The sequence below is a fragment of the Streptomyces sp. B8-7 genome (genome assembly GCF_058833805.1).
Window position 1 is genome coordinate 608488 of record NZ_JBYRRL010000001.1, and the last position, 13991, is coordinate 622478.

Sequence of the window (13991 nt, forward strand, 5' to 3'; positions counted from 1 at the left end):
GCATGTTCGCATCTAACAACTGGCGGAAGTCGTCCTTCTCCGGGGAGGGCGACGGCAACGACTGCGTGGAGGTCGCCACGACCCCCACCCGCATCGGCGTCCGCGACTCCAAGGCCCCGGCGGCGGCCACTCTGACCTTCGGCCCGGCCGCCTTCGCCCCCTTCCTCCGGGCGCTCAAAGAGGGACGGGCCCACTGACTGTCACACCTCACCGGTAACGTCGGACCATGTCCCAGAACACCGCGAACCCCTCCGGCGAGCGGCGCACGGCCGTGCTCGAAGGCGTGCTGGAGAGGATCACGTACGCGAACGAGGAGAACGGCTACACGGTCGCGCGCGTGGACACCGGCAGAGGCGCCGCCGACCTGCTCACGGTCGTCGGCGCGCTGCTGGGCGCCCAGGTGGGGGAGTCGCTGCGGATGGAGGGGCGCTGGGGGTCGCACCCCCAGTACGGCAAGCAGTTCCTGGTCGAGAACTACACGACCCTGCTGCCCGCCACCGTCCAGGGCATCCGCCGCTACCTCGGCTCGGGCCTGGTCAAGGGCATCGGGCCGGTCTTCGCCGACCGGATCACCCAGCACTTCGGGCTGGACACGCTGCGGGTCATCGAGGAGGAGCCCAAGCGCCTCATCGAGGTGCCCGGGCTCGGCCCCAAGCGCACCAGGAAGATCGCCGACGCCTGGGAGGAGCAGAAGGCGATCAAGGAGGTCATGCTCTTCCTCCAGACCGTCGAGGTCTCCACGTCGATCGCGGTGCGGATCTACAAGAAGTACGGGGACGCCTCCATCTCGGTCGTCAAGGAGCGGCCCTACCGCCTGGCCGCCGACGTCTGGGGCATCGGCTTCCTCACCGCCGACAAGATCGCCCGGTCCGTCGGCATCCCGCACGACAGCCCGGAGCGGGTCAAGGCCGGACTCCAGTACGCACTGTCGCAGTCCGCCGACCAGGGCAACTGCTTCCTCCCGGAGGAGCGGCTCATCGCGGACGCGGTGAAGCTGCTCCAGGTCGACACCGGCCTCGTCATCGAGTGCCTCGCCGAACTCGCCGAGCCCGGCCCGGACGGGGAGGAGCCCGGCGTCGTCCGCGAGAAGGTGCCCGGCCCGGACCCCGACGGGGAGCCCGTCACCGCCGTCTACCTCGTCCCCTTCCACCGCGCCGAACTGTCGCTGTCCGCCCAGCTGCTGCGGCTCCTGCGCACCGACGAGGACCGCATGCCCGGCTTCGCCTCGGTCGACTGGGACAAGGCGCTCGGCTGGCTGAGGACCCGTACGGGGGCGGAGCTCGCGCCCGAGCAGGAGGCCGCCGTACGGCTGGCGCTGAGCGAGCGGGTGGCGGTGCTGACCGGCGGGCCCGGCTGCGGCAAGTCGTTCACCGTGCGGTCGGTCGTGGAGCTGGCCCGCGCCAAGCAGGCGAAGGTGCTGCTGGCCGCGCCGACCGGGCGGGCCGCCAAGCGGCTGGCCGAGCTGACCGGAGCCGAGGCGTCCACGGTGCACCGCCTGCTGGAGCTCAAGCCCGGCGGTGACGCCGCCTACGACCGGGACCGGCCGCTCGACGCCGACCTGGTCGTCGTCGACGAGGCGTCCATGCTCGACCTGCTGCTCGCCAACAAGCTGGTGAAGGCCGTGCCGCCCGGTGCGCACCTCCTCTTCGTCGGGGACGTCGACCAGCTGCCCAGCGTCGGCGCTGGTGAGGTGCTGCGGGACCTCCTCGCCGACGGCGGCCCGGTCCCCGCCGTCCGCCTCACCCGGGTGTTCCGGCAGGCCCAGCAGTCCGGGGTGGTCACCAACGCGCACCGCATCAACGCCGGGCGGCACCCCCTCACCGACGGCATGAAGGACTTCTTCCTCTTCGTCGAGGACGACACCGAGGAGGCCGGCCGGCTCACCGTCGACGTGGCCGCGCGCCGCATCCCGGCCCGGTTCGGGCTGGACCCCCGCCGGGACGTGCAGGTCCTGGCGCCCATGCACCGCGGCCCCGCCGGCGCGGGCACGCTGAACGGGCTGCTCCAGCAGGCCGTCACCCCCGGCCGGCCCGACCTGCCCGAGAAGCGGTTCGGCGGGCGCGTCTTCCGTGTGGGCGACAAGGTCACCCAGGTCCGCAACAATTACGACAAGGGGGCGAACGGTGTCTTCAACGGCACCGTGGGCGTGGTGACCTCACTCGATCCGGTCGACCAGCGCCTCACGGTGCTGACGGACGAGGACGAGGAGGTGCCCTACGACTTCGACGAACTGGACGAACTGGCCCACGCCTACGCCGTGACCATTCACCGCTCGCAGGGCAGTGAGTATCCCGCCGTGGTGATCCCCGTCACGACCGGTGCATGGATGATGCTGCAGCGGAACCTGCTGTACACGGCGGTCACCCGGGCCAAGAAGCTGGTCGTCCTCGTCGGTTCACGCCGGGCGATCGCCCAGGCGGTGCGCACCGTCTCGGCCGGCCGGCGCTGCACCGCACTGGACTTCCGGCTCGCGGGAGGCTGACTCCCGGCCCACGCCGGCACCGGTGCACGACACCGGACCCGGCCCACGCCGGACCCGGCCCACGCCGGACCCGGCCCACACCGGACCCGGCACAGGCGGTCCCGGCGCCGTCCCGCGGGCTCCCGGGAGCGCCCGGAACGCCCGGCGGGGCCTCCGCGAAAAAAATGATCGATCAAACGAGTCGTAAAGGTCACAGAGCACTTCCCGTCGCCCGGTGAACCGGGCAGGATGGGCAAGTTGGCGGCACTCAGTGCCGTCCATAAGCCCAATGGTCGACCCCGAGTGCACTCTCCTGAGCCAAATGGGGGATGGTAGAGACAGTCAGGGCACCTCGAAGATGAGGCACTACGTCGGTGAGGGAAGACGTGAGCGACAACTCTGTAGTACTGCGGTACGACGGCAGCGAGTACACCTACCCGGTGATCGACAGCACCGTCGGGGACAAGGGCTTCGACATCGGGAAGCTGCGCGCCCAGACCGGTCTCGTGACGCTGGACAGCGGCTACGGCAACACCGCCGCCTACAAATCGGCCGTCACCTACCTGGACGGCGAGTCGGGCATCCTGCGCTACCGCGGCTACCCGATCGAGCAGCTCGCCGAGCGGTCCACCTTCCTGGAGGTGGCCTACCTGCTGATCAACGGTGAGCTTCCGACCGTCGACGAGCTCACGGTGTTCAAGAACGACATCACGCAGCACACCCTGCTGCACGAGGACGTCAAGAACTTCTACCGGGGCTTCCCGCGCGACGCGCACCCGATGGCGATGCTGTCCTCGGTGGTCTCCGCGCTGTCCACGTTCTACCAGGACAGCCACAACCCCTTCGACAAGCAGCAGCGCAACCTCTCCACCATCCGCCTGCTCGCCAAGCTTCCGACGATCGCCGCGTACGCCTACAAGAAGTCCGTGGGCCACCCGTTCGTCTACCCGCGCAACGACCTCGGCTACGTCGAGAACTTCCTGCGCATGACGTTCTCGGTCCCGGCCCAGGAGTACGACCTCGACCCGGTCGTCGTCTCCGCCCTGGACAAGCTTCTCATCCTGCACGCGGACCACGAGCAGAACTGCTCGACCTCCACCGTCCGCCTGGTCGGTTCCTCGCAGGCGAACATGTTCGCCTCGATCTCGGCCGGCATCAACGCCCTGTGGGGGCCCCTGCACGGCGGCGCCAACCAGTCCGTGCTGGAGATGCTGGAGGGCATCCGCGACTCCGGCGGCGACGTCGACTCCTTCATCCGCAAGGTGAAGAACAAGGAGGACGGCGTCCGCCTGATGGGCTTCGGCCACCGGGTGTACAAGAACTTCGACCCCCGCGCCAAGATCATCAAGGCGGCCGCGCACGACGTCCTGTCGGCCCTCGGCAAGTCCGACGAGCTGCTCGACATCGCGCTGAAGCTGGAGGAGCACGCGCTCTCCGACGACTACTTCGTCTCGCGCAGCCTCTACCCGAACGTCGACTTCTACACCGGCCTGATCTACCGGGCCATGGGGTTCCCCACCGAGATGTTCACGGTGCTGTTCGCCCTGGGCCGGCTGCCGGGCTGGATCGCCCAGTGGCACGAGATGATCAAGGAGCCGGGTTCCCGCATCGGCCGCCCGCGCCAGATCTACACGGGCGTCGTCGAGCGCGACTTCGTCCCGGTCGAGGAGCGCTGACCTCCGCGCCCCGACCCCACCACGTCAGACCCCGCCCGGTCGCCCGGCGCGGGGTCTCGCCGTGTCCGGGGGCGGCGACGGCAGGCGCCGGCGACCGTCAGGGGCGGCACCACCACCGGGGAGCACCAGGGGCGGCGGCGCCCCACCGCGAACGACCGGGGACGGCGGCGGCGCCAAGGACGGCGAAGGCCGGTAGAGCGGCGAGGGCCGGTGAAGCGGCGAAGGCCGGCGAGGGCCGGTAGAGCGGCGAAGGCCGGCGAAGGCCGGTGAAGCGGAAGGCGCCCCGGTGCGTCGGTCCCCCCACGGGCCGACGACCAGGGCGCCTTCCCATGTCCCGGTACGGATTCCCCCCACGGGATCCGGCCGGGCGCTTGTGAGGACACAGCGCCTGAATCGCTGTCGTACAGGGCAGGCGCGTACGCCCGCACTGCTCTTGTAGGTGCGGTCTGCCGGGACAGCGCACACACGGGGAGGGCCGCTCAAGGCTTCCCGGTGTGCGTGCCCCGGCAACGCAATCTCTGAGGAAGTCCCCCAAGACATCCCCAGCTGCCGGTCGGCGCCCCCCAAGACGCCTTCCGACATCGCCAACTTAGACCTTCGAACCCCTTCGATGGTTACGTTCGCGTCACTGTGATCTGCGTCTCTTGCAAATGTCCCATTGAGTACGCAAGAGGTCCGTTCGGCGAACGATGCCCCAGCGTAGGGAAGATGCGCGAGACTTGTGAAGAGCTTATGTGAGGCCCGCCCCGGACTCCAGAGCCCCCCCACCATTCCCCGAATCCAGCCACCCCCCCCCGGGCGCCCCCCGGGCGCCCCCCGGGGCCCCCAGGGCGGGGGTGTGTGGAGGAAGCGGGCCACCGGGCCGGCTGTGGGGGCCCCGGAAGCAGGCCTCGGGGGGCGGGTGGGCGGCCGCGATCCTCCGGAAGCCGGTCGCCCCGAGGGGGCGAGGGGTGAGGGGCGTCGAGAGGGGGCGGGGCGGGGGTGTCAGGGGCGGGGGGTGAGTTCGAAGCCGGCCTCGTCGACGGCGGCACGGACGGCCTCCTCGTCGAGGGGGGCGGCGGAGACGACCGTGACCTCGCCGCCGGCGGCGACGGCCTTCACCGAGGTGACGCCGGGGAGCTGGGAGATCTCGGCGGAGACGGCGCCCTCGCAGTGTCCGCAGCTCATGCCGCTGACCTGGTAGACGGTGGTGACGGTGTCGGTCTGGGCGGTCATGTCGTTGCTCCTTGTCGAGGTGTGGGGGCTGGTGCGGCCCCCGCGGCACACTCCGACTCTATACCCCTAGGGGGTACCTCTCCAAGAAGGGTCCCGGCGTGTCAGCGCCCGCACCCACAGCACGCCGAGGAAGGCCACGCACACCAGTCCGCCGATCGAGAACACCGCGAACATGTGCTGCTGCGCCGCCGTCGGCCGCGGCAGATACCCTTGCGAGAACAGCTCCGGCCGCGCCCCGATGCCGGTCAGGCGCGCCACCAGCCACAGCGCGATCCCGTGCGTCGAGTCCCACAGGGCGTGCAGCAGCGAGACGCCGAGAAGGGTGCCGAGCACCGGCGCCGACAGGCGGAAGCGGCCGTCGGGGCGACGGTGCGCCAGCAGCACCCCGCCGGCCACGGCCGTCCACAGCCCGTGCCCGAAGGGCGTCAGCATCCCGCGCAGGATCTCCGTCTCCAGCAGGGCCCTCGGATCCGCCCCCGCCGGGGACACGGCGGCGTGGAAGGCGTGGCCCGCGCTCGCCAGGGCCGCGAACCCGAAGCCGACGGCCCCGCCCAGCACCAGCCCCGCGCGCGTCCCGCGGAGGCGCGGCCGGGAGCGCAGCACGAACGCCAGCGCGCCCAGCTTCGCGGCCTCCTCGACCAGCCCCACGCCGGCGAACACCGCCGGGGACGGGTGCAGCAGGTGGTACTCCATCAGCGACGCGCCCAGCACGCCGAGGACGCCGCCGGTCAGGAAGCAGCCCAGGACCGTGCCCGTGCCCAGGTCCCGGCCGTGCCGCTCGTACGCCCACAGCACGAAGACCACCGGCATCAGGAAGCTGCCCAGCAGGATCAGCGTCGGCAGCAGCGCGGTGTTCCGCGTCGTGTACGTCGCCAGCGCCGTCAGCACCCACAGGGCCGGCCCGCACCACAGGCAGCGCCGCCACAGCCCGCCGCGCAGCCGGAGGTCGTCCGGAGGGGGCTGGGGGCCGGGGATGCGGGCGCGCGGCGTACCGGGCGGCTGGGAGTGGGTCACTGCGGGTCCCCTCGTACTCCTGGAGCTCGGGCGGAGCGGTTTGTCCGCACTTTATGTGGAGTGTCCCGTTGTCGCAGATCCACTGCGGTGTGTGACCGGCCCGGGCGCCGCGCCGTGCCCCGCCTCGGCGGCGGGGCACGGCGCGGATGCGGATGTCCGTGAGGTCAGTCGGCGCGGCGGCCCCGGTTCCCCGGCCGGGAGGCGACCCAGGCGCGGACCGTGTCGGCGTACCAGTACGGCTTGCCGCCCTCCACGTGGTCGGGCGGCGGCAGCAGCCCGTGCTTGCGGTAGGAGCGCACGGTGTCCGGCTGGACCCGGATGTGCGCCGCGATCTCCTTGTAGGACCACAGCCGTCGGTCGGTCATGAGTCGCACCTCCCTGCGGTGCGCCGCGGCGCGGCCGGGGGCGGCCGTCGGGGGAGCCGGGGCGCGGTGCTGGCGATCATCAAGCCTGTGCCCCGTGAACGACCCGAGGTGACAGAGGGGGAGCGGTTGTGAACCGAGTGTGACGAGCGGCGTGCGTACACGGGACATGTGTGACAGGACGGTGGTGTTCGTGACAGAAGTGATGCGAAGGGGCGAGCGGAGGGGCCGGGAAACCGCGCGACAGCGCGCGGAGGGGGTGCTACGCCCCGCAGGACCTCAGGAACGCCCGGGTGCGGCGGGCGATGGGCAGCGGCCGGTCGGGGGCGCAGGGGTACATGTCCTGCTCGACGATGGCGAACAGGTCGGCGTCCAGCCGCCGGGCGGCCTCCAGTACGGGGCCCAGCTCGGGCACTCCGCCCGGCGGCTCGCACATGACGCCCCGGGCGACGGCCGGTCCGAACGGCGTGCCCCGCTCCCGCACCTCGGCGAGGATCTCCGGGTCGACCTGCTTGAGGTGCAGGTAGCCGATGCGCTCGCCGTAGGTCTCGATCAGCTCGACGCTGTCGCCGCCGCAGTAGGCGTAGTGGCCGGTGTCCAGGCAGAGCGAGACCAGGTCGGGGTCCGTGCCGTCGAGGAAGCGGGCGACGTTCCGGGCGCTGTCGATGTGGGTGTCGGCGTGCGGGTGGACCACGGCGGTCAGGCCGTAGCGTTCGCGCACCTCGCGACCCAGGCGCTCGGTCAGCGAGGTGAGATCGCGCCACTGCGCGGGGGTGAGCGTGTCCGGCTCGCGCACCTCGCCGGTCCTGTCGTCCCGCCAGAAGGAGGGGATGACCACCAGGTGCCGGGCGCCCACGGCCCGGGCCAGCGCCGCGTTCTCGGCGACGTGCGCCCAGGTGCGGTCCCACACGGCCGGGCCGTGGTGCAGGCCGGTGAACACGGTCCCGGCGGACACCTTCAGGCCCCGTTTCGCCGTCTCCTCGGCGAGTACGCCCGGGTCGGTGGGCAGGTACCCGTACGGTCCCAGTTCGATCCACTCGTACCCGGCCTCGGCGACCTCGTCGAGGAACCGCGGCCAGGGCACCTGCCGGGGGTCGTCCGGGAACCACACGCCCCAGGAGTCGGGAGCCGAACCGATGCGGATGCGGGACAGTGAGGGGGAGGGCGACCGCGCGGGCGTCGTCGACGTCATGGCCGCCAGCCTGGGGTCGCCCGGAACGGAGTGTCAAGCACTGGTCCGAATGTCCGGACAAGGGGGCGTGCGGGCGGGCAGGATGGGCAGGACAGCGGGGACGGGACGGACGCCCGGGACGCCCGGGACGCCCGGGACGCCCGGGACGGCACGAAGACGGGAAGGGCGATGCGGGAAGGGTGATGCGGGAAGGCGGGGCGGGAGGAGAGGCGGGAGGCGAGGGCGCCCGCGCGCCTGTCGGATGGTCCGCATCCGACGGGCGGTCCGTATCGGCAGGGTCGGTCCGGACCGGCGGGGAGGACCCTCCCCGAGGCCGGCCGGCGGTGGGAAGGGAAGGCGATGGCGTACGAGCTGATCACCATGGGGCGGATCGGCGTGGACCTCTATCCGCTGCAGACGGGCGTCCCACTGGCGCGGGTGACGTCCTTCGGCAAGTTCCTCGGCGGCTCCGCGGCCAACGTCGCCGTCGCCGCGGCCCGCCTGGGCCGCCGCACCGCGCTGATCAGCCGTACCGGTGACGACCCCTTCGGCGGCTATCTGCGCGACACGCTCCGGGAGTTCGGCGTGGACGAGCGGTGGGTGACACCCGTGGCCGGGCTGCCCACCCCGGTCACCTTCTGCGAGGTGTTCCCGCCCGACGACTTCCCGCTGTACTTCTACCGGCGGCCCAAGGCCCCCGACCTGGAGATCGACACCGCCGGACTCGACCTGGACGCCGTCCGCGCGGCCGGCGTCTTCTGGGTGACGGGCACCGGGCTGAGCGAGGAGCCGAGCCGGACCGCGACCCTCGACGCGCTCGCCCACCGCGCGAAGTCCGGCACCACCGTGTTCGACCTCGACTGGCGGCCCGTGTTCTGGCGCGACCCCGGCGCCGCCCGCCCCCACTACGCGGAGGCCCTGCGGCACGCCACCGTCGCCGTCGGGAACCTCGACGAGGTCGAGGTGGCCACCGGGCGGCGGGAGCCGCACGCGGCCGCACGGGCGCTGCTCGGTGCGGGCGTCCGGCTCGCCGTGGTCAAGCAGGGACCCAAGGGCGTGCTCGCGGTGGCCGCCGACGGCGAGAGCGCCGAGGTGCCGCCGCTGCCGGTGACCGTCCTCAACGGCCTCGGCGCCGGAGACGCCTTCGGCGGCTCCCTCTGCCACGGTCTGCTGGCCGGCTGGGACCTGGAGCGCACCCTGCGCCACGCCAACGCGGCGGGCGCCATCGTCGCCTCCCGCCTGGAGTGCTCCTCCGCCATGCCGACCGCCGCCGAGGTGGAGGCCGCCCTGAGCCGAGGGGCGGTCCGATGAGGCGCGCCGGGCCGGGCCGGGGCCACCTCGGGCGGGGCGGGGGCGGGAGCACGCGGGCGCGTACCGGCCTGCTGTGCGCGCCGGGGGCGCACTCCGAGGGCGCCGCCCCGGGCGGTACCGGGACGTCGCCGGCGGCGGGTCCCGCCGGTGGCGGGCCGGGTGCCCGCCGACTCCCCGTGTTCGCCGGGCCGTTCATCTGCCGTCGCGCCCCCGAAGGGCGGCCGCGCGACGATCTGGCGACCGGCTCCGTCACCCGTCCCCCGGTCGTCCCCCGGGGACACCGCCGCAGGACCGCTGTGAGGGCCGTATGAGCAACGACATGAGCAGGGAACTCCACATCCCCCGGGGGACGACCGGACACGGCGCCTACAGCGTCGACATCGACCCCGAGCGGGCCGGCTGGACCCACAGCAGCCTGCGGGTGCTGGAACTGGCCGCGGGCGACACGCACGCCTTCGACACCGGGGACAGCGAATGGATCGTGCTGCCGCTCAGCGGCGGCTGCACCGTCCGCACCACCGACGGGGTCGTCCGACTCCTGGGCAGGGACAGCGTGTTCGCGTCGGTCACCGACTTCGCGTACGTTCCCCGCGACGCCCGGGTGCAGATCGCCTCCGGCGCGGGAGGCCGCTTCGCCCTGGCAGGAGCGAAGTGCGAGCGACGACTCCCCGCCCGCCACGGCCCCGCGCCGGAGGTACCCGTCGAACAGCGCGGCAGCGGCACCTCGGCCCGCGAGGTCCGCAACTTCGCCGCCGCCGACACCTTCGCGTGCGACCGGCTCATCGCCGTCGAGGTCGTCACCCCCGGCGGCAACTGGTCCTCGTACCCGCCGCACAAGCACGACGAGCACCGGCCCGGCCTGGAGTCGGAGCTGGAGGAGATCTACTACTTCGAGGTCGACGGCCCGCACGGCTACGGCTACCAGCGCGTGTCGCCCTCCCGGGAGGGCGGCGCCGACGTGCTCGCCGAGGTCCGCTCCGGCGACGCCGTCCTGGTCCCCGACGGCTGGCACGGCCCGTCCGTCGCCCAGCCCGGCCACGCCCTGTACTACCTCAACGTCATGGCCGGGCCGGGCGCCACCCGGGAGTGGCGGATCTGCTTCCACCCGGACCACACCCAGGGGTACCGATGACCGTCAGGCTCACCGTCGCACAGGCACTCGTCCGCTTCCTCGCCGCCCAGTACACCGAACGCGACGGCGAACGCCACCGGCTGATCGCCGCCACCTGGGGCATCTTCGGCCACGGCAACGTCGCCGGCGTCGGCCAGGCCCTGGTCGAGCACGCCGACGCCATGCCCTTCCACCAGGGCCGCAACGAACAGGCCATGGTGCACGCCGCCGTCGGCTACGCCCGCCAGCGCGGCCGGCTCTCCGCCCACGCCGTGACCACCTCCATCGGCCCCGGCGCCACCAACCTCGTCACCGGCGCCGCCCTCGCCACCGTCAACCACCTGCCGGTGCTGCTGCTGCCCGGCGACACCTTCGCCACCCGCCCCGCCGACCCCGTCCTGCAGCAGCTGGAGGTGCCGTACGCGGGCGACGTCTCCGTCAACGACTGCCTGCGCCCGGTGTCCCGGTACTTCGACCGCGTACACCGGCCCGAGGCCCTGATCCCCGCCGCGCTGCAGGCGGCCCGCGTGCTCACCGACCCCGCCGCGACGGGCGCGGTCACCCTCGCCCTGCCGCAGGACGTACAGGCCGAGGCGTACGACTGGCCGGAGGACTTCTTCACCGAACGGACCTGGACGGTACGGCGGCCCGGCCCCGACCCCGCCGAACAGGCCGAGGCCGTCCGCGCGGTGCTCGGCGCCCGCAGGCCCCTGCTGGTCGCCGGCGGCGGCGTCCGCCACAGCCGCGCCGAGGACGCCCTCGCCGAGTTCGCGCGGGCCACCGGCATCCCCGTCGCCGCCACCCAGTCCGGCAAGGGCTCCCTGCCCCACGGCCACCCCCAGGACGTCGGCGGCATCGGCCACACCGGCAGCGCGGTCGCCGACCGGCTGGCCCGCACCGCCGACCTCGTCATCGGCGTCGGCACCCGCTACACCGACTTCACCACCGCCTCCGCGACCCTGTTCACCGGCGACGGCGTCCGCTTCCTCAACCTCAACATCGCCCCCTACGACGGGCACAAGATGGCCGGGCGCACCCTGATCGCCGACGCCCGCAGCGGCCTGGAGGAACTCACCGAGGCCCTCGTCATGCACGCCCACCGCGTCACCGACGCCTACCGCGCCGAGTACACCGCCGGCCGGGCCGACTGGGAGCGCCGCGTCGACGCCTGCCTCGCCGCCCCCGACCCCACCGCGCGCCCCACCCAGGCGCAGGTCCTCGGCGCGCTCGACGCCGTCGTCGACGCCACCGACATCATCGTCAACGCGGCCGGGTCCCTCCCCGGCGACCTGCACAGACTGTGGCGCGCCCGGTCCCGCGACCAGTACCACGTGGAGTACGGGTACTCGTGCATGGGCTACGAGATCCCCGCCGCCATCGGGGTGAAGACGGCCGCGCCCCGGCGCCCGGTGTGGGCGCTGGTCGGCGACGGCACGTATCTGATGATGCCCACGGAGATCGTCACCGCGGTGCAGGAGGGCATCGCCGTCAAGATCGTACTGGTGCAGAACCACGGCTACGCCTCCATCGGCGGCCTGTCGGAGGCGGTGGGCGCCGAGCGGTTCGGCACCGACTACCGCTTCCGGGCCGCCGACGGCACCTACCGCGGGGCGCCGCTCCCCGTCGACCTGGCCGCCAACGCCGCCAGCCTCGGCATGCGGGTGCTGCGCGCCGCCACGGTCGCCGAGCTGAGGGCGGCCCTCGCCGAGGCGCGCGCCGCGGACACTCCCACATGTGTCTACGTCGAGACCGAAACGGCAGACACAGTGTCGGGCGCGCCGCCCGCGCAGGCCTGGTGGGATGTTCCTGTGGCCGAGACCGCGACCCGAGCGTCGGCGGTCGCGGCCCGCGAGGAGTACGACCGGCACGTCTCGACCCGACGCCGCCATCTGTGAAGGAGCAACTGGGCATGACGAAGATCGTCAACCACTGGATCGGCGGCCGCACCGTCGAAGGCGCGTCAGGCAGCTTCGGCCCGGTCACCGACCCGGCCACCGGCCAGGTCACCACCAAGGTCGCCTTCGCCACCGCCGGCGAGGTCGACACGGCGGTCGCCACCGCCAAGGAGGCCTTCGCGACCTGGGGGCAGTCCTCCCTCGCGCAGCGCACGACCATCCTGTTCCGGTTCCGCGCCCTGCTGGACGCCCACCGCGACGAGATCGCCGAGCTGATCACCGCCGAGCACGGCAAGGTGCACTCCGACGCGCTGGGCGAGGTCGCCCGCGGCCTGGAGATCGTCGACCTGGCCTGCGGCATCACGGTGCAGCTGAAGGGCGAGCTGTCCACCCAGGTCGCCAACCGGGTCGACGTGGCCGCGATCCGCCAGCCGCTCGGCGTCGTCGCGGGCATCACGCCGTTCAACTTCCCGGCGATGGTCCCGATGTGGATGTTCCCGATCGCCATCGCGTGCGGCAACACGTTCGTGCTGAAGCCGTCCGAGAAGGACCCCTCCGCCGCGGTCCGCATCGCCGAGCTGCTCACCGAGGCGGGCCTGCCCGACGGCGTGTTCAACGTGGTGCACGGCGACAGGGTGGCCGTCGACCGCCTCCTGGAGCACCCGGACGTCAAGGCCGTGTCGTTCGTCGGCTCGACCCCCATCGCCCGCCACATCCACACCACGGCCTCCGCCAACGGCAAGCGCGTGCAGGCGCTCGGCGGCGCGAAGAACCACATGCTGGTGCTGCCCGACGCCGACCTCGACGCGGCCGCCGACGCGGCGGTGTCCGCGGCGTACGGCTCGGCCGGCGAACGCTGCATGGCCATCTCCGCCGTCGTCGCGGTGGGCTCCATCGGCGACACGCTGGTGGAGAAGATCCGCGAGCGCGCCGAGAAGATCAAGATCGGTCCCGGCGACGACCCGGCCTCCGAGATGGGCCCCCTCATCACCGCCGCCCACCGCGACAAGGTCGCCGCCTACGTCGAGGGCGCGGCCGCCGAGGGCGCCGAGGTGGTGCTCGACGGCACCGGCTACACCGTCGACGGCTTCGAGGACGGCCACTGGATCGGCATCTCCCTGCTGGACAAGGTGCCCACCGGCGCCAGGGCCTACCAGGACGAGATCTTCGGCCCGGTGCTGTGCGTGCTGCGCGTGGACACCTACGAGGAGGGCGTGGCCCTGATCAACGCCTCGCCGTTCGGCAACGGCACCGCGGTGTTCACCCGCGACGGCGGCGCCGCCCGCCGCTTCCAGCTGGAGATCGAGGCGGGCATGGTCGGTGTGAACGTGCCGATCCCGGTGCCCGTCGGCTACCACTCCTTCGGCGGCTGGAAGGACTCCCTCTTCGGCGACCACCACATCTACGGCAACGACGGCACGCACTTCTACACCCGCGGCAAGGTCGTCACCACCCGCTGGCCGGACCCCTCCGATGCCCCGGCGGGCGTCGACCTGGGCTTCCCCCGCAACCACTGACCCCCCGTCGGCAACGGCCGGCGACGGCGGCAGCCGCCGGCAGCGCCCCCGCACCCCCTCCCGCCCCGGAGGAGGCGGCGGGGCGCCGTCGCGTACCGCCCGTACCGCCCCCCGCCGGGGAACGCCGCCCCGCCGGGCATCCCCGGGACCGACGCCGGGCCGTGGTGCGGGCCGTGGTGCGGGCCGTGGTGCGGGCGCGGCACCGGGCGCGACACCGGGCCCGCCGCCCGGGGCGGTTGCCGGGCGCGCTCCGGTCCC

At 73.0% G+C, this 13991-nt stretch carries 11 protein-coding genes; 7 read left to right on the forward strand and 4 right to left on the reverse strand.

Annotated elements, in window-relative coordinates:
• Positions 1-2: 2 nt before the first annotated feature.
• The 3 genes from AC5K6T_RS02615 to AC5K6T_RS02625 all read left to right on the forward strand — a co-directional run bounded on the left by AC5K6T_RS02615 (position 3) and on the right by AC5K6T_RS02625 (position 4137).
• Positions 3-197, forward strand: coding sequence for a DUF397 domain-containing protein (locus AC5K6T_RS02615; RefSeq protein WP_493205228.1), 195 nt, complete (start codon positions 3-5; stop codon positions 195-197).
• Between the two features lie 29 nt (positions 198-226).
• Positions 227-2482 carry an SF1B family DNA helicase RecD2 gene (gene recD2 / locus AC5K6T_RS02620; protein WP_493205230.1) on the forward strand — a complete coding sequence of 752 codons (2256 nt, stop codon included), beginning with the start codon at positions 227-229 and terminating at the stop codon, positions 2480-2482.
• Between the two features lie 365 nt (positions 2483-2847).
• Positions 2848-4137, forward strand: a complete 1290-nt coding sequence (locus AC5K6T_RS02625) for a citrate synthase (protein ID WP_493205232.1) — start codon at positions 2848-2850, stop codon at positions 4135-4137.
• 984 nt (positions 4138-5121) lie between these two features.
• On the opposite strand, the gene AC5K6T_RS02630 is transcribed toward AC5K6T_RS02625, so the two are convergent.
• From AC5K6T_RS02630 to AC5K6T_RS02645, 4 genes are all read right to left on the reverse strand, one after another.
• Positions 5122-5352 carry a heavy-metal-associated domain-containing protein gene (locus tag AC5K6T_RS02630; RefSeq protein WP_493205233.1) on the reverse strand — a complete coding sequence of 77 codons (231 nt, stop codon included), beginning with the start codon at positions 5350-5352 and terminating at the stop codon, positions 5122-5124.
• Between the two features lie 66 nt (positions 5353-5418).
• Positions 5419-6366, reverse strand: coding sequence for a PrsW family intramembrane metalloprotease (locus AC5K6T_RS02635; protein ID WP_493205235.1), 948 nt, complete (start codon positions 6364-6366; stop codon positions 5419-5421).
• A 164-nt stretch (positions 6367-6530) separates the two neighbouring features.
• Positions 6531-6731, reverse strand: coding sequence for a helix-turn-helix transcriptional regulator (locus AC5K6T_RS02640; protein WP_234847426.1), 201 nt, complete (start codon positions 6729-6731; stop codon positions 6531-6533).
• A gap of 259 nt (positions 6732-6990) precedes the next feature.
• Positions 6991-7920, reverse strand: coding sequence for a sugar phosphate isomerase/epimerase family protein (locus AC5K6T_RS02645; RefSeq protein ID WP_493205238.1), 930 nt, complete (start codon positions 7918-7920; stop codon positions 6991-6993).
• 339 nt (positions 7921-8259) lie between these two features.
• Here AC5K6T_RS02645 and iolC point away from each other — a divergent pair, with 339 nt between their 5' ends.
• The 4 genes from iolC to mmsA all read left to right on the forward strand — a co-directional run bounded on the left by iolC (position 8260) and on the right by mmsA (position 13733).
• Positions 8260-9210 carry a 5-dehydro-2-deoxygluconokinase gene (iolC, locus tag AC5K6T_RS02650; RefSeq protein ID WP_493205240.1) on the forward strand — a complete coding sequence of 317 codons (951 nt, stop codon included), beginning with the start codon at positions 8260-8262 and terminating at the stop codon, positions 9208-9210.
• A 319-nt stretch (positions 9211-9529) separates the two neighbouring features.
• The gene (gene iolB / locus AC5K6T_RS02655; RefSeq protein ID WP_493205242.1) at positions 9530-10342 is read left to right on the forward strand and encodes a 5-deoxy-glucuronate isomerase; all 813 of its coding nucleotides are present in this window, start codon (positions 9530-9532) and stop codon (positions 10340-10342) included.
• Positions 10339-12216 (forward strand): 3D-(3,5/4)-trihydroxycyclohexane-1,2-dione acylhydrolase (decyclizing), encoded by a 1878-nt coding sequence (gene iolD, locus AC5K6T_RS02660; protein ID WP_493205244.1) that lies wholly within the window; start codon positions 10339-10341, stop codon positions 12214-12216. Before iolB ends, iolD begins: the two co-directional genes overlap by 4 nt.
• A 14-nt stretch (positions 12217-12230) precedes the next feature.
• Positions 12231-13733 (forward strand): CoA-acylating methylmalonate-semialdehyde dehydrogenase, encoded by a 1503-nt coding sequence (gene mmsA / locus AC5K6T_RS02665; RefSeq protein ID WP_493205246.1) that lies wholly within the window; start codon positions 12231-12233, stop codon positions 13731-13733.
• The last annotated feature ends 258 nt before the right edge of the window (positions 13734-13991 follow it).

What these genes read in the sequence shown, in the direction of transcription:
- iolC (WP_493205240.1), top strand. Translation starts at nt 8,260, where the DNA reads ATGGCGTACGAGCTGATCACCATGGGGCGGATCGGCGTGGACCTCTAT.
- iolD (WP_493205244.1), top strand. Translation starts at nt 10,339, where the DNA reads ATGACCGTCAGGCTCACCGTCGCACAGGCACTCGTCCGCTTCCTCGCC.
- AC5K6T_RS02630 (WP_493205233.1), bottom strand. Translation starts at nt 5,352, where the DNA reads ATGACCGCCCAGACCGACACCGTCACCACCGTCTACCAGGTCAGCGGC.
- recD2 (WP_493205230.1), top strand. Translation starts at nt 227, where the DNA reads ATGTCCCAGAACACCGCGAACCCCTCCGGCGAGCGGCGCACGGCCGTG.
- mmsA (WP_493205246.1), top strand. Translation starts at nt 12,231, where the DNA reads ATGACGAAGATCGTCAACCACTGGATCGGCGGCCGCACCGTCGAAGGC.
- AC5K6T_RS02640 (WP_234847426.1), bottom strand. Translation starts at nt 6,731, where the DNA reads ATGACCGACCGACGGCTGTGGTCCTACAAGGAGATCGCGGCGCACATC.
- AC5K6T_RS02615 (WP_493205228.1), top strand. Translation starts at nt 3, where the DNA reads ATGTTCGCATCTAACAACTGGCGGAAGTCGTCCTTCTCCGGGGAGGGC.
- AC5K6T_RS02645 (WP_493205238.1), bottom strand. Translation starts at nt 7,920, where the DNA reads ATGACGTCGACGACGCCCGCGCGGTCGCCCTCCCCCTCACTGTCCCGC.
- iolB (WP_493205242.1), top strand. Translation starts at nt 9,530, where the DNA reads ATGAGCAGGGAACTCCACATCCCCCGGGGGACGACCGGACACGGCGCC.